The 18,910-nt window shown below is 65.7% G+C and carries 20 protein-coding genes; 2 read left to right on the top strand and 18 right to left on the bottom strand.

Annotation, left to right across the window (positions count from 1 at the left end):
- Nucleotides 1–227 precede the first annotated feature (227 nt).
- A complete protein-coding gene (gene murA, locus A5724_RS01095) occupies nucleotides 228–1,481 on the bottom strand; it encodes a UDP-N-acetylglucosamine 1-carboxyvinyltransferase (protein WP_067794820.1) in 1,254 nt (417 codons plus the stop codon).
- Between the two features lie 70 nt (nucleotides 1,482–1,551).
- Here murA and A5724_RS01090 point away from each other — a divergent pair, with 70 nt between their 5' ends.
- Nucleotides 1,552–2,127 (top strand): cob(I)yrinic acid a,c-diamide adenosyltransferase, encoded by a 576-nt coding sequence (locus A5724_RS01090; RefSeq protein ID WP_067794816.1) that lies wholly within the window; start codon nucleotides 1,552–1,554, stop codon nucleotides 2,125–2,127.
- 37 nt (nucleotides 2,128–2,164) lie between these two features.
- On the opposite strand, the gene A5724_RS01085 is transcribed toward A5724_RS01090, so the two are convergent.
- The 15 genes from A5724_RS01085 to rpmE form a co-directional block, all read right to left on the bottom strand.
- Nucleotides 2,165–2,611, bottom strand: coding sequence for a DUF2550 domain-containing protein (locus A5724_RS01085; protein WP_067794813.1), 447 nt, complete (start codon nucleotides 2,609–2,611; stop codon nucleotides 2,165–2,167).
- An 8-nt stretch (nucleotides 2,612–2,619) separates the two neighbouring features.
- Nucleotides 2,620–2,985 carry a F0F1 ATP synthase subunit epsilon gene (locus tag A5724_RS01080; protein ID WP_067794808.1) on the bottom strand — a complete coding sequence of 122 codons (366 nt, stop codon included), beginning with the start codon at nucleotides 2,983–2,985 and terminating at the stop codon, nucleotides 2,620–2,622.
- Nucleotides 2,986–3,014: 29 nt separating this feature from the next.
- The gene (gene atpD, locus A5724_RS01075) at nucleotides 3,015–4,520 is read right to left on the bottom strand and encodes a F0F1 ATP synthase subunit beta (protein WP_067794805.1); all 1,506 of its coding nucleotides are present in this window, start codon (nucleotides 4,518–4,520) and stop codon (nucleotides 3,015–3,017) included.
- 20 nt (nucleotides 4,521–4,540) lie between these two features.
- On the bottom strand, nucleotides 4,541–5,467 hold the full coding sequence (locus tag A5724_RS01070; RefSeq protein WP_067794802.1) for a F0F1 ATP synthase subunit gamma: 927 nt from the start codon (nucleotides 5,465–5,467) through the stop codon (nucleotides 4,541–4,543).
- Between the two features lie 6 nt (nucleotides 5,468–5,473).
- Nucleotides 5,474–7,120, bottom strand: coding sequence for a F0F1 ATP synthase subunit alpha (gene atpA, locus A5724_RS01065; RefSeq protein WP_067794800.1), 1,647 nt, complete (start codon nucleotides 7,118–7,120; stop codon nucleotides 5,474–5,476).
- Nucleotides 7,121–7,169: 49 nt separating this feature from the next.
- A complete protein-coding gene (locus A5724_RS01060) occupies nucleotides 7,170–8,507 on the bottom strand; it encodes a F0F1 ATP synthase subunit B/delta (protein WP_067794797.1) in 1,338 nt (445 codons plus the stop codon).
- A gap of 5 nt (nucleotides 8,508–8,512) precedes the next feature.
- Nucleotides 8,513–9,025, bottom strand: coding sequence for a F0F1 ATP synthase subunit B (locus A5724_RS01055; RefSeq protein WP_067794836.1), 513 nt, complete (start codon nucleotides 9,023–9,025; stop codon nucleotides 8,513–8,515).
- Nucleotides 9,026–9,033: 8 nt separating this feature from the next.
- Nucleotides 9,034–9,279, bottom strand: coding sequence for a F0F1 ATP synthase subunit C (locus A5724_RS01050; protein ID WP_024449289.1), 246 nt, complete (start codon nucleotides 9,277–9,279; stop codon nucleotides 9,034–9,036).
- 67 nt (nucleotides 9,280–9,346) lie between these two features.
- Nucleotides 9,347–10,132: a F0F1 ATP synthase subunit A gene (atpB, locus tag A5724_RS01045; RefSeq protein WP_067794794.1), complete on the bottom strand. Its 786-nt coding sequence runs from the start codon at nucleotides 10,130–10,132 to the stop codon at nucleotides 9,347–9,349.
- Complete coding sequence (locus tag A5724_RS01040; protein ID WP_067794791.1) at nucleotides 10,129–10,569, bottom strand: ATP synthase subunit I; 441 nt, start codon at nucleotides 10,567–10,569, stop codon at nucleotides 10,129–10,131. The genes atpB and A5724_RS01040 overlap by 4 nt, the downstream gene beginning before the upstream one ends.
- A gap of 237 nt (nucleotides 10,570–10,806) precedes the next feature.
- The gene (locus tag A5724_RS01035; RefSeq protein ID WP_067794788.1) at nucleotides 10,807–12,018 is read right to left on the bottom strand and encodes a glycosyltransferase family 4 protein; all 1,212 of its coding nucleotides are present in this window, start codon (nucleotides 12,016–12,018) and stop codon (nucleotides 10,807–10,809) included.
- A gap of 7 nt (nucleotides 12,019–12,025) precedes the next feature.
- The gene (locus A5724_RS01030; RefSeq protein WP_067794786.1) at nucleotides 12,026–12,679 is read right to left on the bottom strand and encodes an L-threonylcarbamoyladenylate synthase; all 654 of its coding nucleotides are present in this window, start codon (nucleotides 12,677–12,679) and stop codon (nucleotides 12,026–12,028) included.
- A complete protein-coding gene (prmC, locus tag A5724_RS01025) occupies nucleotides 12,676–13,512 on the bottom strand; it encodes a peptide chain release factor N(5)-glutamine methyltransferase (RefSeq protein WP_067794833.1) in 837 nt (278 codons plus the stop codon). Before prmC ends, A5724_RS01030 begins: the two co-directional genes overlap by 4 nt.
- A gap of 32 nt (nucleotides 13,513–13,544) precedes the next feature.
- Nucleotides 13,545–14,618, bottom strand: a complete 1,074-nt coding sequence (gene prfA / locus A5724_RS01020; RefSeq protein ID WP_067794783.1) for a peptide chain release factor 1 — start codon at nucleotides 14,616–14,618, stop codon at nucleotides 13,545–13,547.
- Nucleotides 14,619–14,713: 95 nt separating this feature from the next.
- On the bottom strand, nucleotides 14,714–14,974 hold the full coding sequence (rpmE, locus tag A5724_RS01015; RefSeq protein WP_067794780.1) for a 50S ribosomal protein L31: 261 nt from the start codon (nucleotides 14,972–14,974) through the stop codon (nucleotides 14,714–14,716).
- A gap of 159 nt (nucleotides 14,975–15,133) precedes the next feature.
- Between rpmE and A5724_RS01010 the strand changes: the two genes are divergently transcribed.
- A complete protein-coding gene (locus tag A5724_RS01010; RefSeq protein WP_067794776.1) occupies nucleotides 15,134–15,727 on the top strand; it encodes a TetR/AcrR family transcriptional regulator in 594 nt (197 codons plus the stop codon).
- Between the two features lie 52 nt (nucleotides 15,728–15,779).
- On the opposite strand, the gene rho is transcribed toward A5724_RS01010, so the two are convergent.
- A complete protein-coding gene (gene rho, locus A5724_RS01005) occupies nucleotides 15,780–17,675 on the bottom strand; it encodes a transcription termination factor Rho (protein WP_067794774.1) in 1,896 nt (631 codons plus the stop codon).
- Between the two features lie 290 nt (nucleotides 17,676–17,965).
- A complete protein-coding gene (gene thrB, locus A5724_RS01000; RefSeq protein ID WP_067794770.1) occupies nucleotides 17,966–18,907 on the bottom strand; it encodes a homoserine kinase in 942 nt (313 codons plus the stop codon).
- Nucleotides 18,908–18,910 lie beyond the last annotated feature (3 nt).

Genomic DNA, 18,910 nt, shown 5'->3' with positions numbered 1-18,910 from the left:
GGGAAAAAAAGGGGCGGCAAAAAACAACAAACAAAAACCACCAAACACACTATTGAGTTCTCAAACAACACACCCGCGCTGCAGGCAACCCCGCCACTATACTGCATGTGGACAGAGACGTCAAACCCCGTCCGCCAGTCCTAATGGCCTGGGGCCGTGGGCTTCTCGATAAACAATACGCCCTTTCGCCCCACGCGCCAAAACGGGGTCCGCCAACCGGCGAGCAGCTACGCGACTCGCTCTATTTCGGCGCCCAGACTGACGAGTTGCTCCACGAACAGCGGGTAGCCGCGGTCGATGTGGAACACGTCGTGGACCTCGGTGTCGCCGTCGGCGACCAGCCCGGCCAGCACCAGCCCGGCGCCGGCCCGGATGTCCGACGACCACACCGGGGCGCTGGACAGCTGGGGGATTCCCCGCACCACCGCATGGTGGCCGTCGGTGCGGGCGTCCGCGCCCAGCCGGATCATCTCCTCGACGAATCGGAACCGCGCCTCGAAGACGTTTTCGGTGATCATCGACGTGCCGTCGGCGATCGAGGCAAGGCCGATCGCCATCGGCTGCAGGTCGGTCGGGAAGCCCGGGAACGGCAGGGTGGCGACGTTCACCGCCTTCGGCCGCTCGTACTGCACCACCCGGAAGCCGTCGTCGGTCTGGGTGACGGTTGCTCCGGCATCGTGGAGCTTGTGCAGCACCAACTGGAGGTGCTGCGGGTCGACACCGGTCACCGAGATGTCGCCCCGCGTCATCGCAGCAGCAATCCCCCACGTGGCCGCGACGATGCGGTCGCCGATCACCCGGTGCTCGGTCGGATACAGCCGGTCCACGCCGGTGATGACCATCGTCGGCGTTCCCGCCCCGGAGATCTGGGCGCCCATTTGATTGAGCATCGTGCACAGATCGACGACGTCGGGTTCGCGCGCCGCGTTGTGAATCGTCGTGACGCCCTCGGCGACGACGGCGGCCATGAGGATGTTCTCCGTCGCGCCGACAGACGGAAACTCCAGCTGGATCTCGGCGCCCCGCAGGTGCTCGGCCTCGGCGACGACGCAGCCGTGCTCGATGTTGCACCGCGCCCCCAACTGACGCAGGCCCGCCTGATGCATATCCAGCGGACGGGACCCGATCGCATCACCGCCGGGCAGTGCCACCTTGGCCCGCTTGCACCGCCCGACCAACGGTCCCAGCACGCACACCGATGCGCGGAATTGGCGGACCGCGGCGAAATCCGCGTCGTACTTCGGTTCGTCCGGCGAGGTGATCCGCACAACGTCACCATGGAGTTCGACAGTTGCGCCCAGGCCGCGGAGAACCTCCGCCATCAGCGGCACGTCCAAGATGTCAGGACAGTTCGTGATCGTGCTGGTCCCCTCGGCCAGCAACGACGCCGCCATCAGCTTCAAGACGCTGTTTTTGGCCCCCCCGACAGCAACTTCGCCCGATAACCGGTTTCCGCCGGTCACCACGAATCGCTCGCTCACGCGGGTTAGTGTAAACAGCGCTGCGGGACGGTGTCAGTTTCCAGACCGTCGTGCCCGGTACCGTTTGACCATGGCAGTTCACCTGACCCGCATATACACCCGGACCGGCGACGACGGGACCACCGGCCTGAGCGATTTCAGCAGGGTCTCAAAGAATGACGCACGACTGGCCGCATACGCCGATTGCGATGAGACAAATGCCGCGATTGGTGTTGCGATCGCATTGGGAAACCCCAGTGAACAAATTCGCAAGGTGCTGCTGCAGATTCAGAATGACCTCTTCGACGCGGGCGCTGACCTATCCACGCCAGTGGTCGAGAATCCGGAACATCCGCCGCTGCGGATCGCTCAGAGCTACATCGACCGGCTGGAATCCTGGTGCGACGAGTTCAACGAACCGCTGCCCGCCCTGAATTCGTTTGTGCTGCCCGGAGGTACACCGCTATCCGCGTTGCTGCACGTGGCGCGCACTGTGGCGCGCAGGGCCGAGCGGTCGGCATGGCATGCCGTGGACACGCATCAGAACTCGGTCAGCGTGCTGCCCGCGAAATACCTCAACAGGCTGTCGGATCTGCTGTTCATCCTGTCGCGGGTGGCCAACCCCGACGGCGACGTGCTGTGGCAACCCGGCGGTCCCGCAAGGTAATTCCCGCGGGTCGGTACGCTCCTGCCCGCCGGACGACTTAAAACGTCCGGCGTCGGGCACGCGGTGACGGCCGCGACTCGAGCCAGGACAGAAACGCCGTCAGCGCACCACGATCCAGCGCGACCTCATATCCACGACGGCGATCCGGATGGGTGTCACGCAGTTCCAGCACGACGATTTCGGCTGTCATGATGTCGAACTCGTCGCCGCGCGGCGACCGCCGCGCCACGATCTCGAGCCCTCGACGGCTCAACCTGCGGTCGGGCCACCAGCGCAAACTCGACAGCCGGTAAAAGCTGGCCTCCCCACCCTGATAGCGCATTACGCCGTGGCGCCAGCCATGTCCGCCCACCGCCGGGACGTCGCGCAGGATCGCGGCCGTACCGCCGACCTGCCGCAACTTCCAGAGCCGATAACTCAGCGCGACCGAAACACACAGCAGTACGCCGACCAGCGCGACCATCAACAACATGGACGCGCTCATCGTCGTACCTAGTCGAGCTGACCCAGGGCGCGCAGCCGGGCCCGGCCCTTGGCGGCGGTCGCTGGATCGTCGGACTCGGCGTCGCGCTGCGCGGCGGCTTCGTCGATCTCCGAATCGAATTCAGCGCTCTCCGCGAGGACGGTCACGCCGTGTTCGGTGACCGACAGGAAACCGCCGTCGACCGCGATCCGAAGATCGTCCTCGCCTTCCCGTTCGACGCGGACCATCGCGTCGTCCACCAACTGGGCGACCAACGGGATGTGGTTGGGCAGGATGCCGATCTCACCCGACGTGGTGCGGGTGAACAGGAAGGTGCCCTCCCCCGACCAGATCTTGCGGTCGACTGCGACGATGTCGATGTTCAGTTCGGCCATCTCACATCACCTTTCGGTGCAGGCAAAACCTAGGCATCCTTCTTCTCGCCCTCGTCCGAATCCGCGGGAGCGCTGCCACTGTCCTCCAGCTTCACGCCGAAGCCTTCGGCCTTCTTCGCCAGGTCCTCCAAACCACCGATCAGGAAGAACGCCTGCTCGGGCACGTGGTCGAATTCTCCCTTGGTGAGTCGGTCGAACGCCTCGATGGTCTCCTTGACCGGAACCGTCGAACCCGGCTGGCCGGTGAACTGCTCGGCCGCCATCATGTTCTGGCTCAGGAAGCGCTCGATACGACGCGCCCGGTTCACCAGCTGCTTGTCCTCTTCGGACAGCTCGTCGATACCGAGGATCGCGATGATGTCCTGAAGGTCCTTGTAGCGCTGCAGGATTCGGATGACTTCCTGGGCGACGCGGTAGTGCTCGTCGCCGACGACCGCAGGGTCGAGGATGGTCGAGCTCGAGGCCAGCGGGTCCACCGCCGGGAAGATGCCCTTGGAGAACACCGCGCGCGAAAGCTCGGTGGTCGCATCGAGGTGAGCGAACGTGGTCGCGGGCGCCGGGTCGGTGTAGTCGTCGGCGGGCACGTACACGGCCTGCATCGAGGTGATGGAGCGGCCACGGGTCGAGGTGATGCGCTCCTGCAGCTCACCCATCTCGTCGGCCAGCGTCGGCTGGTAACCCACCGCCGACGGCATACGGCCGAGCAGTGTCGACACCTCGGAGCCGGCCTGCGTGAACCGGAAGATGTTGTCGATGAACAGAAGCACGTCCTGGCCCTGCTCGTCGCGGAAGAATTCCGCCATCGTCAGCGCCGACAGCGCAACCCGCATACGGGTGCCCGGCGGCTCATCCATCTGACCGAACACCAGCGCGGTGTCCTTGAGCACGTCCGCGTCGGCAAGTTCGACCCACAGGTCGTTGCCCTCACGGGTGCGCTCACCCACACCGGCGAACACCGAAGTACCGCCGAAGTTGCGGGCAATACGGTTGATCATCTCCTGGATCAACACGGTCTTGCCCACGCCGGCGCCGCCAAACAGTGCGATCTTGCCGCCACGCACGTACGGGGTCAGCAGGTCGACCACCTTGAGGCCCGTCTCGAGCATCTCGGTGCGGGGTTCGAGCTCGTCGAAGGCCGGCGGCTTGCGGTGGATCGGCCAGCGGTCGAAATCTTTTCCGTATTCCTTATCGTCCAGGCACGCGCCGAGCGCGTTCCAGACGTGGCCCTTCACGCCGTCGCCCACAGGCACCGAGATCGAGGCGCCGGTGTCGACCACGTCGACGCCGCGGACCAGACCGTCGGTCGGCTGCAGCGAGATGCAGCGCACCAAGTTGTCGCCGAGATGCTGCGCCACCTCGAGGGTCAGCGTCTTGGCGAGCTCCTCGAATGCCACCTCGGCGTGCAGCGCGTTGAAGAGTTCCGGCACTGAGCCGCGAGGGAATTCAACGTCGACGACCGGGCCCGTCACCCGGACCACCCGGCCATTGGTGTCTTTGTTATTTGCCTTTTCGGTCTTTTCGGCGGTAGCAGTCATTTCTTCTTCTCTCTACGGGGCTAACGTCCGGCGGCGTCGGCCAGCGCATTCGCGCCGCCGACGATCTCGCTTATTTCTTGGGTGATCTGGGCCTGCCGCTCGCGGTTGGCCTCGAGGGTGAGCGCCTTGATCAGGTCGTCGGCGTTGTCGGTGGCTGACTTCATCGCCCGCTGGCGCGACGCCAGCTCCGACGCAGCCGACTCGAGCAGCGCGGCGTAGACGCGGGTGGCCAGGTATCGCGGCAGCAACGCATCGAAAAGCGTTGTCGCGTCGGGCTCGAACGAGTACAGGGTGCGAGGACCCGTGTCCTCCTCGACGTATTCGACCACCATCGGCGCAATGCGATGCGCGACCGCGTTCTGCGACATCATCGACTTGAACTCGGTGGAGACGATGTGCAACTCATCCAGTCCGAGGATGCCGTCAGGTCCCGGGTCGTCGCCGTGGTCGTCGGCGCCGGCCATGAACGCGTCGACCAACGTCGAAGCGATCTCCTGAGCGTTCTCATAGGTCGGCTGCTCAGAGAAGCCGTTCCACGAGTCGGTGATCTTCCAATTGCGGAACCGGTAGTAGTTCAACGCTTTTCGCCCGACGGTGTAGACGATTGGCGTCTTGCCCTCCTGGCGGATCAGCGAGAACAGCTCCTCGGCGCGCCGGAACACGTTCGAGTTGTACCCGCCACAGAGCCCGCGGTCCGACGAAACAACCAGCACACCGGCCCGCTTCGGGTCATCGCGCTCGACCAGCAGCGGATGATCGAGCGCCGCCTCATTGCCAAGGTTCGTCAGCATCGCGGTGATCTCGAAGGCGTACGGCCGCGCCGCCTGGAGGCGGTTCTGTGCCCTGCCGATGCGCGACGTCGCGATCAGCTCCTGAGCCTTGGTGATCTTCTTGATCGACCCGGCTGAGCGGATGCGCCCGCGCAACTCGCGAAGTGTGGCTGCCATGACTGCTTACTTCTTCTTCGGTGCCGGCTTGCGAACCTTCACCGATTCCTTTTCGAGGTCGGCCTCATCCAGCGCTTCGACGTGCTCGTCGGGAACGACGGAGCTGCCGTCCGAGGCCGCGAAGCCCTTCTTGAACTGGTTGATCACCTCGACCAGCTTGTCGCTGAGCTCATCGCCGAGCTTGCCCGATTCGCGGATCTGCTTGAGGATTTCGCCTTCCGACGCCCGCACGTGGTCGAGGAATTCGGCCTCGAACCGGCCGACGTCCTCGACGGGCACGGAGTCGAGGTGCCCCTCCGTGCCGAGGAAGATCGAAACGACCTGTTCCTCGACCGCCAGCGGCTGGTACTGCGGCTGCTTGAGCAGCTCGACCAGCCGGGCGCCACGCTCCAGCTGCGCCTTCGACGTCGCGTCCAGGTCAGAGGCGAACGCGGCGAACGATTCCAGCTCGCGATACTGCGAAAGGTCCAGTCGCAGTGAGCCCGCCACCTCTTTCATGGCCTTGATCTGTGCGGCGCCACCGACGCGGGACACCGACACGCCGACGTTGATAGCCGGGCGCACACCCTGGTTGAACAGATCGGATTCCAGGAAGCACTGGCCGTCGGTGATCGAGATGACGTTCGTCGGAATGTATGCCGAGATGTCGTTGGCCTTGGTCTCGATGATCGGCAGGCCGGTCATCGAGCCCCCGCCGAGCTCATCGGAGAGCTTCGCGCAACGCTCCAGGAGCCGCGAGTGCAGGTAGAACACGTCGCCCGGGTATGCCTCGCGGCCCGGCGGGCGACGCAGCAGCAGTGAGATCGCGCGGTAGGCCTCGGCCTGCTTCGACAGATCGTCGAACACGATCAGCACGTGCTTGCCGTTGTACATCCAGTGCTGCGCAATCGCCGAACCGGTATACGGCGCAAGCCATTTGAAGCCGGCGGAGTCCGAAGCCGGCGCAGCGACGATGGTGGTGTACTCCATCGCACCGCCCTCTTCCAGGGCGCGTGCCACCGAGGCGATGGTGGTGCCCTTCTGGCCGATGGCCACGTAGACGCAGCGGACCTGCTTCTTCTCGTCGCCGGACTCCCAGTTCTGCCGCTGGTTGAGGATGGTGTCCACGCACACCGCGGTCTTGCCGGTCTTGCGGTCACCGATGATCAGCTGGCGCTGGCCGCGACCGATCGGGGTCATCGCGTCGATGGCCTTGATACCGGTCTGCAGCGGCTCGCTCACGCCTTGGCGCTGCACCACCGACGGCGCCTGAATCTCCAGGGCGCGACGGGTTTCCGGCTCAATGTCGCCCTTACCGTCGATAGGCTGACCGAGCGGGTTGACGACGCGACCGAGGAACTTGTCACCGACTGGCACCGACAGCACCTCGCCGGTGCGCTTGACCTGCTGACCCTCTTCGATCTTCTCGAAGTCGCCGAGGATGACGGCGCCGACGCTGTGCTCGTCGAGGTTCAGCGCCACACCCAGCACGCCGCCGGGGAACTCCAGCAGCTCCTGGGTCATCACGGAGGGCAGGCCCTCGACGTGTGCGATACCGTCGCCCGCGTCGATGACCGTACCGATCTCCTCGCGGGCGGTGTCGGCGGTGAAACTCGAGACGTAATCCTCGATCGCACCCTGGATGTCGTCAGCGGAGATGGTCAACTCTGCCATGATTCGTCTTCCTGCTCTTACGGTGTGGGGTCTTGTCGTTCGTTGTCGGTCAGTCGGGCAGCTTGGTTTCTGCGGCCGCGAGTTTCGATGCCAGGGTGCCGTCGATCACCTCGTCGCCGACGGCGATGTTCAGCCCGCCGAGCAGATCGGGGTTGATGTGCAACTGCACTGAAACCGGGTGGCCGTAGATGCGGGTCAGCACTTCTGTCAGCCGGGTCCGCTGCGCGTCACTGAGGCTGGCGGCGGCACTGACGTGGGCGACCACCTCGCCCCTGCGGGCCACCGCGAGCTCAGCCAGATCCAGCACGGCCTCGTCGGCGCGCTCACCGCGGAGCAACTCGATGGTCTGCGAAAGCAGTTGAACCGTGGTGTCATTCACGCCGGAGCCGCTGCCGAGAACGTCTCGGACCAGCTTGACCCGGCCCTCGGCGGGCGCGCTGTAGTCGCTCAGCAGAGTGGCCAGCCGCGGCTCGCCGTCCAGAATGCGGCTGAACCGGAAGAGCTGTTCCTCGACGTCACCCGCTGCGTCCTCGCGTTCGGCGCGGACCAGCAGTGCCAACCGCGCGACATGCTCGACGGCGTCGACCAGGTTGGCGTCGGACGACCAGCGCCCCGATACCGCGGCCTTCAGGATCTCGAGCGCGGTATCGCCGATCTTGCCGTCGAACAGCGCGTCGACCAGGCCCAGCTTGGCCGACGGATTGTCGGCCGGGTCGGCGAGATGACGCGTCAGGATCGACTCACTCGCCAGCAGCTTCGCCACGGACGCCAAATCCTCGGCCACCGAAGACAACTGGTCGGCGCCGAGGTCGGCGGTCAACTCGTCGAACTTGTCGACCAGCGCCGCCAGCGACTCCCGGCTTGCCGACCGTAGTCGCGCCGTCGCACGGTCTTCGATGACCGCTTCCGACGGGGCCATCGCGTCGAGTTCGTCGATGAACCGGTCAACTGTTGCCGCTTGCGCATCGGCGTCCGCGACGTGTTCCCTGACCAGCTCGCCTGCGCGTCGAACGGACTCGGCGCCGAGGTCGCCGCGCAGCTGGCGAACCAGCTGGGCGCGCAGCAGCTGAACTTGCTGAGCGCCTTGCACTTTGATCCGCTCGACCTCGGCATCGGCCTGTGCGTGCAGCTGTTCGATGATGCGCTGCGCGTCGACCCGCGCTTCCTCGGTCACCTGCTTGGCCTCGGCCTTGGCTCGCTCGAGGGCCTTTTCGTGCGCCTTCTCGGCGTCGGTCAACCGCTCCTTGGCCTCGGCGCTGTCCTCAAGCTGCTTGCGCACGGCCTCTTGCTGGTTGGCCATCATCCTGCGCACCGGCGGTACGACGTAGCGCATCACCAGGAACACGATGAGCGCGAACCCGACGAGTTGACCAATGAATGTCGACATTGCCCTTACCGTCCCGAGGCCGCTGAGGCCGCGTTGATTTCGACGCCGAGCACCCTGCTGGCCAGGGTGGTGGACAACGTGTCGACCGACGACCGCAGGTCCGCCTGGATGGAGAGGGCTTGATCCTTCAACTCCGAGTCGGCCTGTTGCAGCGTCGACGACACCTCATCGGAGGCGCGGCTTCGCATGTCCTCCAGGACCTTTCGTCCTTCGGCTCGCGCCTCGTCACGAAGTTTGGAGGCCTCGCCACGCGCCTTCGCCATTTCCGCCTGATAGTCCTTGTCGGCGGCGGTGAACTGGTCTGCTGCCTTGCGGCTGTCCTCGACGGTCTTCTTCACCATCGCGTCGCGTTCATTCAGCACCTTGGAGACAGGCGGGACAACCCACTTGCCGATCACTCCGAGCACGATCAAGAAGATGATCAGCACGAAGAAGAAAGTGCCGTTGGGGATGAGGAAGTTGCTGGTACCTCCCCCACCTTCCTCAGCCGCCAGAAGGACGACGTTCGGGTCAGCCATGTTCGGCATTAGCCAACCGGGGTGGCGAACACGAACAGCGCCATGAACGCCAGGTTGATGAAGTAGGCGGCCTCGACCAGACCGACCGTGATGAAGAACGGTGTGAACAGGCGGCCCTGTGCCTCCGGCTGACGGGCGATGCCCGCGATCAGCGCGTTACCCGCAATACCGTCACCGATACCGGCGCCGATTGCGCCGCCGGCCATGATCAGTCCACCACCGATGAGGGCGCCGGCAGCGATTGTGGGGTCCATTCCTTATCCTCCTTGGTAACTGGCAGTGGTCCTACCAGGTTGTGGGTCCTGCATATTCGGGTCGGCCTCAGTGATGGTCTTCTTCGAGCTCCATCGATTGGCTGAAGTACAAGATCGTCAGCAGCGCGAAGATGAACGCCTGGATCGCGCCGACGAACAAGTCGAAGCTCTTCCAGATCGCGTTGGGCAGCCACAGGATGTACGGCGGGAACAGTGCGATCAGCGCGACCAGGATGCCGCCGGCGAAGATGTTGCCAAAGAGTCGCAGCGACAACGAAATCGGCTTGGCCAGCTCTTCGACCAGGTTGATCGGCGCCAGCAGCGTGACGTGGCCTTTGAGCAGTTTCACCGGGTGGCCGATGATGCCGCGACGCCAGATACCTGCGGCGTGGTAGCAGATGAACACGAACAGGGCCAGCGCCAGGACGAAGTTGATGTCTGATGCCGGCGGCTTGATCAACTCGTGAATGGCGCCCGAGGAGTCGGTGTACTGCACCGGGAACACCGAGAGCCAGTTGGCGATCAGGATGAACACGAACAGCGTCACCGCGAGAGGCAGTACGAACGGTGCGATCTTCATGCCGATCGCGCCCTCGATCTGGTCGCGGGTCTGAACCGTGATGGCTTCCCAGAACAGCTGCACACCACTCGGCACGCCTGTCGATGTGACCTTGGCGCGCAAGAAGAATGCCAACCCGATCACGATCACCGCGGCGATCGCGGTCGCCAGCACGGTGTCGGTGTTGACCGTCAGGCCGAACCAGTGCGCCTCCGTGTGGTGGCCGACCTCGATCGCGCCTTCGGCGTGGAACGTCACCGGAGCCGCTTGGTCGGCGACATTCAAATCAGTCATTGCTGTGCCCCTTCGATGTCGTCACCGGCACCGGACTTGAGCTTCTTCATCACCGGCAACGCGGTCGCTAGGACCAGCACCACCTGGAAGAGAGCCATACCGAATACGACGCCAAGCCCCTGCGGCCGGAAGATGAATGCGATCGTCAGCCCGATCACCGTCATCACCAACAGGCGGGTGGCGGAGTTCAGCGCCATCTTGCGTTTGAGCGGGTGCGCTTCGGCGGTGATCGATTCCACCGACCGCTGCACCAGCACTGCGTTGAGCAAACCCAGTCCGAGGCCGATGCCGAAAAAGACACCGACCATCACGTGGCCGAGCAGTCCGGCGGCCAGCGTGGCGAGGCCGGTCAGCACGACACAGACTGCGAACAGGCGCAACGGCCTGAAAGCAACGGACGGAAACACCAACGGCGCGTCTTGCGCTGGCGTCGTCACTGCTTCACCTCAATCCCGCGGTCACGAGTTGCTGTCCCGATGATCCTGTGAGTCGCGCCACGAGCGTATCGGAGGGCGACGGGCTCGCTGGAATCACCCAAGGGGCAGCTCCCTTTGTCGGTCGTTGTTCCGGTCCGAACGGCGGTCAACCGTCGGTCCGGAGGCCGGCAACCCGCGAGGTTTTTTCGGGTTCTAACCGAACCCTAACACATGGTTAAGGGCAGATAAGAGGGCCTACTACTTTTCGTCGTACATTTCCCCGACAGGGGCGTCGCGGCGACGAAGAAGCGGGATAAGAGTCACCACGATCGCGACCAGAATCGCGGCCAGCATGACCGCTCCGGTGTAGCGCGGGTCGAAGAAAATCGTGCTCGCCGCGCCCAGCGCGATGATGCCGACCCAGAGGTAGACCAGCAGCACCACCCGCCGATGCGAATGACCGATCTGCAGCAACCGGTGGTGCAGGTGCATCTTGTCGGGCGTGGAGAAGTGAACCCCGGCCCGTGTCCGGCGGATCACGGCGAGCAGCATGTCCAGCGCAGGCACGAACATCACCGCAACCACCAACAAGAACGGCGACAGCAGAGCGAACACGTCGCGGGCGCCGTATGCGGTCTGCGAGATCGGGCCCGCGGCGGTCGTGGACGCGGCCGCGAGCATCAGACCGATCAGCATCGAGCCGGAGTCGCCCATGAAGATCTTCGCGGGGTGGAAGTTGTGCGGCAGGAAGCCCAGGCATGCGCCGGCCAAGACCACCGAGATCACCGCGGGCGGGTAGAACAGGACGTCGCCGCCGTGATCGCGCAGCAGTCCGACCGAGAAGATACAGATGGCCGATGCGGTGATCAGCCCGAGTCCGGCCGCCAGCCCGTCGAGCCCGTCGACGAAGTTCATCGCGTTCACGATCGCCACCGTCAGCGCCAGCGTGAGCAGGATCGACGACACCTGGTCGAGCACGATGGTGCCGATGCCGCCGATCGGGATGTACAGCACGCTCCACGCCACGCCCATCGTGACCAGCACGCTGGCAGCGGTGATCTGGCCGGCGAACTTCGTCAGCGCGTCAAGGCCCCAGCGGTCGTCGATCAGGCCGATCGCCATGATCAGGCCGCCTGCGACGACGACGGCGGGCATGCCCGACGAGTAGACGAAGCCGCGGGTCAGCGCGGGCAGCTGCGATGCCAGCAGCACCGCCGATCCGACTCCGATGTACATCGCGAGCCCGCCCATCCGCGGAATCGGCTGCAGGTGGACGTCGCGTTCGCGTGGGTACGCCACCGCGCCGAGTTTCCTGGCCAGCACCCGCACCCAACCGGTGGCCAAGTAGGTGATGATCGCTGCGGTCAATCCGACGAGGGCGAGCTCACGTAGCGGCACACCCGCGCCTCGATCGTTGAGGGCAAGCAAGTTGTCCGCCGCGTAGACCACCGTCGCACCGTACTGCCGCACGCTGAGATCAGTCCGTGAGCGACTCGGGTTGCACGCCGAGCACTTCGGCGATGGCGTCCAGCGTCACAGGCCCTTCCCTCAGTACGCGCGGATGGGCGCCGGTGAGGTCGACGATCGTCGACGCCGCCTGTTGCTCGGCAGGCCCGCCGTCGAGATACACCTCAACGAGATCGCCGAGTTGATTGCGCGCTTCGTCGACGGTGACGGCCGACGGACGACCGGAGACGTTGGCGCTGGATACGGCCATCGGCCCGACCTCGCGCAGCAGTTCGATGGCGACCGGGTGCAGCGGCATGCGCAGCATCACGGTGCCGTAGGCGTCACCGAGGTCCCACTGCAGCGACGGGGCTTGGCGCACAACCAGACTCAGCGCGCCGGGCCAAAACGCCTCGATCAACTCGCGCGCGCTGTGCGGTACCGAGTACACCAGCCCGTCGATCGTGTGCCATGACCCCACGAGCACACCGACGGGCATATCGCGGCCGCGGCCCTTCGCCGCGAGCAGTGCCCCAACGGCGCCATTGTCGAAGGCGTCCGCGCCAATGCCGTAGACGGTGTCGGTGGGCATCACGACGAGCCTGCCGCCCTTGACGGCGCTGACGGCCGATGCGATCCCCGTCTCGCGCTGCACCGGATCGCTGCAATCGAATTGTTCCGTCATGGTGTCAGCCTCTCACGCGTCGCGGAGACGAATCGGGGCCGCCCGGTCAGGTCGTATCGCGGTGTGACGTCCCCGAATCGGCCTGTGCGGGCGAATGCTTCGACGGTGAGCGCCGACGTGGTGTCGTCGTGCTCGATGGCGCACCGGCCACCGACACGCAACAGCCGGGCGGCTTGCTCGACAATGCGGTCGATGACCGCCATCCCGTCGGGCCCGCCGAACAGCGCGTGCGTCGGGTCGTGTTCGGCCACTTCGGGTTCCAGCGCAGCGCCGTCGGGGATGTAGGGCGGGTTGGCGACCAGCAGGTCCACCCGGCCGTCGAGTTCTGTCAGCAATCCGGGGGCAGTGACGTCGGCCCTGATCAGTTCGACGGCGGTGTCGGCGGTATTGCGTCGGGCGTAGCGCAGCGCGTCTTCGGAGTCGTCGACGGCGATGACGCGGGCGTCGGGCCAGCGCTGCGCAAGCGCCAACGCCAACGCACCGGAGCCCGTGCACAAATCGACGATGATCGGCTGGGCCGGAAGCGGTTGCGCCGCAGCCCATTCCAGCAGCGACTCAGTCTCCGGCCGCGGGATGAAGACGCCGGGCCCGACGTGCACGGTGACGGTACCGAACGCCGCGGTGCCGGTGAGGTGTTGCAGCGGGATCCGCTTGGCGCGCTGGACGACGAGGCTCTCGTAGCGCTGCTGAAAGTCGGGCCCGGCGTCGGTGAACGCCAGCCGACCGCGGTCGGTGCCTGCGACGTGTGCGGCCAGCAGTTCGGCGTCCGCGCGCGGCGACCCGATCCCCGCCTCTGTCAGCGTCGCCTCGGCGGCGTCAATAACCTGGCGCATGTCGGCCCATACCGACACCCGGCCGTGCCGGGTCATGCCTGCTGCAGCCTGGATTGCTTGTCGGCCGCGGCCAAGGCGTCGAACAACGCGTCGAGGTCGCCGTCGAGCACCTGATCGAGATTGTGTGCCTTGAAGTTGATCCGGTGATCGGCGATCCGGTTCTCCGGGAAGTTGTAGGTGCGGATGCGCTCGCTGCGGTCGACGGTGCGAATCTGGCTGGCCCGGTCGGCCGACGCGTCGGCCTGCGCCTGCTCTTCGGCGAGGGCCTGCAGACGCGCGGCGAGCACCTGCAGCGCGCGAGCCTTGTTCTGCAGCTGGGAACGTTCGTTCTGGCAGGTGACGACGATGCCGGTAGGCAGGTGGGTGATGCGCACCGCGGAGTCGGTGGTGTTCACGCCCTGACCACCCTTGCCCGACGAACGGTAGACGTCGATGCGCAGATCGGACTCGTCGATCTGGACTTCCTCGACCTCTTCGGGTTCGGGATAGACGAGCACGCCCGCCGCCGAGGTGTGCACGCGGCCCTGCGACTCGGTGACCGGGACACGCTGCACGCGGTGCACGCCACCTTCGAATTTCAGCCGGGACCAGACGCCGTCGGCGGAATCGCCCTTGCTTCGGATCGACAGCGTCGCGTCCTTATAGCCGCCGAGATCCGACGTGGTCTCGTCGAGCACGGTGACGGTCCAGCCGTGCCGTTCGGCGTAGCGGATGTACATGCGGGCAAGGTCGGCGGCGAACAGCGCCGACTCCTCGCCGCCCTCCCCCGACTTCACCTCGAGCACGATGTCGTCGGCGTCGTGCGGGTCACGCGGCGCCAGCAGATCGGTCAGATGCGTGTCGAGTTCCTCGACCGCGGCTTCCAGTTCGGGGATTTCTGCGGCGAACGAATCGTCGTCGGCCGCGAGTTCTCTCGCCGCTTCCAGGTCGCCGCGCGCGGCCTCCAGCTTGCGATACGTCGCGACGATCGGCGATACCTGCGCGAAGCGGCGACCCACTTTGCGGGCCGCGGCCGGGTCGGCGTGCAGATCAGGATCGGAGAGTTGCTTCTCCAGGGCGGCATGCTCGGCCAGCAGCGCCTCGATCCGCGGTGCCGTGTCCGTCATGACTGCCTCCTTCCCGACTTCCCGAATACCCTCCGCCAAACGCAAACCGACGCCCGGCCTGCGCATACGCGTCAGATCGGGCGTCGGTCAGGCAGCTATTTGTCGGCCGAAGCGGCCTTGTCGCCGGCTTTGTTCGCTGCGCTCGCCCCGGCTCGCTTGCCGTAGCGCTTCTCGAAGCGGGCCACGCGGCCGCCGCTGTCGAGGATCTTCTGCTTGCCGGTGTAGAAGGGATGGCACTGCGAGCAGACCTCGACGTTAATCTGGCCGCTCTTCTTGGTGCTGCGGGTGGTGAAGGTGTTGCCGCAGCCACAGTGCACCGTGGTCTCGACGTAGTCAGGGTGAATACCCGTTTTCATGGTTTCCTCTTCAATCGTGGGCCCGGGTCGCCCCTCCGGAAGTGGAGGTATTCGGCGTGAACCGGAACCGAGGGGTCGACGGTCCATTATGCCAGTTCGACCGTCAGCAGCCTAAACGCGTGCCGGGGACCCGATATTCCGACGTGGCACAATGCGGAGGTGACGAGCCCTACCGCCACCAAAAGCGTCCGCGATCGGCTGATCGACGCCGCGGAAGTGTGTCTGCGCGCCAAGGGCATTCGGTCCACGACCGTGTCTGAAGTGGCCGAAGTAGCCGGGGTGTCGCGGGGCTGGTTGTATCGCCATTTCCCCGACAAGGTGACGCTGCTGGGCGCGGCGCTGGTTCGCCTGAACGACGCCTACTGGTCCGAAGCGCACGCGGTGCTCGAGCAGGTCGAAGGCTTGGACCGGCAGATGGGACTCGGCATCGCCCGGGCCCGCGGCGCCTACGACGATCCTGGCGCCTTGTTGATGAAGCTGCGGATGGACGAGCCCGAGGAGTTCGCCGCGTGCGCCGGCGCCGGCGTGCAGGGTCTGGTCCCCGATCTGGCCGATTTCTGGTCGCGCTATCTGGTCGCAGCGCGCGAGCGCGGCGAAATCCATCCCGACACTGACATCGTCGACGCCTCGGAATGGGTTGCGCGCGTAGTTCTTTCGCTGTCGACCGTGCCCGGCAACACGCTGGACCCCGGTGACGCCGAGGCAGTGGCGGCGTATGTGCGCCGCTACGTCATGCCCGGCCTGCAAGCGTGATTTGCGTGCGTTTCGGCGCGCCCAGCGCTCCTTGACGCACCCAAATCGCTGGTTAGTCGGCGTCCATCGAGCCCGGTGCGGTCTTGGAGACCTGCACCAGGAACTCATAGTTGTTCTTGGTCTTGCGCAGCTGGCTCATCAGCAAATCGATGGCCTGATGCGGGTCGAGACCACTCAGCACGCGACGCAGCTTGTGCACGATCGCGAACTCATCCGGGGACAGCAGCAGCTCGTCCTTACGGGTGCCGGAGGGGTTGACGTCGACGGCCGGGAACACGCGGCGCTCGGAGATCTTGCGGTCCAGCTTGAGCTCGGCGTTACCGGTGCCCTTGAACTCCTCGAAGATCACCGTGTCGCCGGTGGAACCGGTCTCCACCATCGCGGTGGCGATGATGGTCAGCGAGCCACCCTCTTCGATGTTGCGGGCGGCGCCGAGGAACCGCTTCGGCGGGTACAGCGCGGTCGAGTCGACACCACCGGACAGGATCCGGCCCGACGCCGGCGACGCGTTGTTGTACGCGCGGCCGAGGCGGGTGATCGAGTCGAGCAGCACGACGACATCCTTGCCCTGCTCCACCAGCCGCTTGGCCCGCTCGATCGCGAGTTCGGCGGCCTGGGTGTGGTCTGACGGCGGGCGGTCGAAGGTCGAGGCGATGACCTCACCCTTGACCGAGCGTTGCATGTCGGTGACCTCTTCCGGACGCTCGTCGACGAGCACCACCATCAGGTGGCATTCCGGGTTGTTCTTCGTGATCGCGTTCGCGATGTCCTGAAGGATGGTCGTCTTACCAGCCTTCGGCGGTGACACGATCAGCGCACGCTGTCCCTTGCCGACCGGCATGATCAGGTCGATCACGCGGGTGGTCAGCTTCTCGGTGGTGGTCTCCAGCCGCAGCCGCTCGTTGGGGTACAGCGGTGTGAGCTTGGTGAAATCGGGCCGCTTCTTGGCTTCCTCGACGGGCTTGCCGTTGACGGTATCGAGCCGGACGAGCGGGTTGAACTTCTGCCGCGGGTTCTGACCGCCGCCTTCACCTTCTTTGGGCACGCGCACCGCGCCGGTCACCGCGTCGCCGCGGCGCAGGCCATTCTTGCGCACCATGTTCATGGACACGTAGACGTCGTTCGGGCCGGCCAGGTAGCCGGACGTCCGGACGAACGCGTAGTTGTCGAGCACGTCGAGGATGCCCGCGACGGGCTGAACGACGTCGTCCTCGCGCAGTTCGGTGTCGCGGTCGCCACCGCCACCACCTTCACCGCCACGCTCGCGGCGCCTGCGGTCGCGGAACCGACGGCCGCGACGGCCGCCTCGGCCCTCGCCGTCGTCCTCGGCGTTGCCGCCGCGGTTCTGGCCGCCCTGATCGCCTTGTTGTTCGCCGTCGGACTTGTCGGATTTGTCGGACTTGTCGGGCTTGGTGTCCTGCTTCTGGGCCCGCTCGCCTTCGGCGTCGGGCTTGTCCTGCTGCTGATCGGACTCCTGCTTGTTGTCGTCCTTCTCGTCCGCGGCGGGCGCACCGGCACCGCGGGAAGCCCCGCGCCGCTCACGCCGCCGCGGGGCCTGCTCCTCGGCAGCCTGTTCGGTGGCGGGCTGTTCGGGCGCGGCCTCAGCCGGGGCCTTGACCTCGGCTGGAGCCTTGGCTTCGGCCTCCGCCGACCGGCCATTCGAGTCGGCGCGGCGTGCCCGGATGGCGGCGACAAGCTCGCTCTTGCGCATGCCAGAGGCGCCCTCGACGCCGATCTGCCTGGCCAGTGCGCGCAGTTCGGGCAGCACCATGCTCGACAGCGAGGCACCACGGTTGCGCGATGCGGCCTCTGCCGTCGATGTGCCGTTCGTCTTGTCCGACCCCGAATCCTCCGGGGTGGATGAAATGTCTGAAGTCACGGTTTGGGTTTCCGGCAGCCCGGTGTTTTCGGCGCTGCCACCAGCCGTGATGAGGTCCGTTTCAGTCACGGATTTCCTTTCTGATCCCCCGCTCGTCAGCGGACGCGGGGGTCCGGGCACTCAGCTGAGGCGCTGAATGCGGAGGTCCCACCATTGCCTCTGCAACGGTGATCGCCGGGATTCGCCGGTATACGGCGAACCGTCAGTCCACAAGATTGAACACCTAAAGGGGAAGTGGTCGTCCTAGTGTCGGCGCGAGCAGAGACGCTGCGATTGCTGGACAGCAGCGAGAATAACCCGCATCGGAGCTGGAAGCAAGAAACACGCTGATTCCGGTGTGACTCGTGTGATCCGCGACGTTAGCTCCGGACGGCCACACCGGAAGTCCATCGAACCCCCTCGCCCACGGTCATCTTGCTGACGGTGAACCCGTTGGCGGCGCCGCATTCCAAGGCCTCTGCAGGCAACTCTGGGTGGGGACTCAGTGCAATAACCGCAGGACCAGCCCCGGATAGCACCGCCGGAACATCACAACGCCGGAGAATCCGCAGGTATTCCGCCGTGGCGGGCATCGCGGCCGCTCGTTGCGGCTGATGCAGCACGTCCTCGGTTGCCTCCATCAACAGATCTGGCCGCTCGGTCAGCGCGAGTACGAGCAGGGCAGCCCGACTGAGGTTGAAGCGCGCGTCGGTGTGGCTGACGTGATCGGGAAGCAGCACCCGGGTCTCCGCGGTCGACGAGCGCACCTGCGGAATCGCCGGAAACAGGTGGATGTCGGGGTGCAGGCGCAGCGGCGCCGCCGAATATCTGGGCAGCACGCCCTCATGCTCGGTCCACGACACCACCGCGCCGCCGAGGACCGCGGCCGACGCGTTGTCGGGGTGGCCCTCGAACTCCGACGACAGCTGGATAAGCTCAGTCTCGGAAAGCGGCGACGAACCCACCTGTGTCACAAGGCCGTTGACGACAGCCAGACCCCCGACGACGGCTGCGGCCGACGAGCCGAGTCCGCGAGAGTGGGGAATTTCATTGCGGCAGTACACCTTCAGCCCGCCAGCCGCCACGCCTGCCGCCTGGAGGCCGTGTTCGATGGCTCGGACCACCAAGTGCGTCGAATCCAACGGAACCTGCCCGGCGCCCTCGCCGTCCACCTCGATCGTCAGGCCAAATTCGGTTGTCTCGACGACGATTTCGTCATACAGGCTCAGCGCCAAGCCGAGGCTGTCGAAGCCCGGGCCGAGGTTGGCGCTCGACGCCGCGACGACGGCGGTGGCCGTCAACCCGGCCGGCAACCTGTTCACGCG

It is taken from the genome of Mycobacterium sp. ACS1612, assembly GCF_001667505.1.
Taxonomy (GTDB): domain Bacteria; phylum Actinomycetota; class Actinomycetes; order Mycobacteriales; family Mycobacteriaceae; genus Mycobacterium.
Note: the sequence above shows the minus strand (reverse complement) of the source record. Positions and strands in the feature narration are given on the sequence as shown.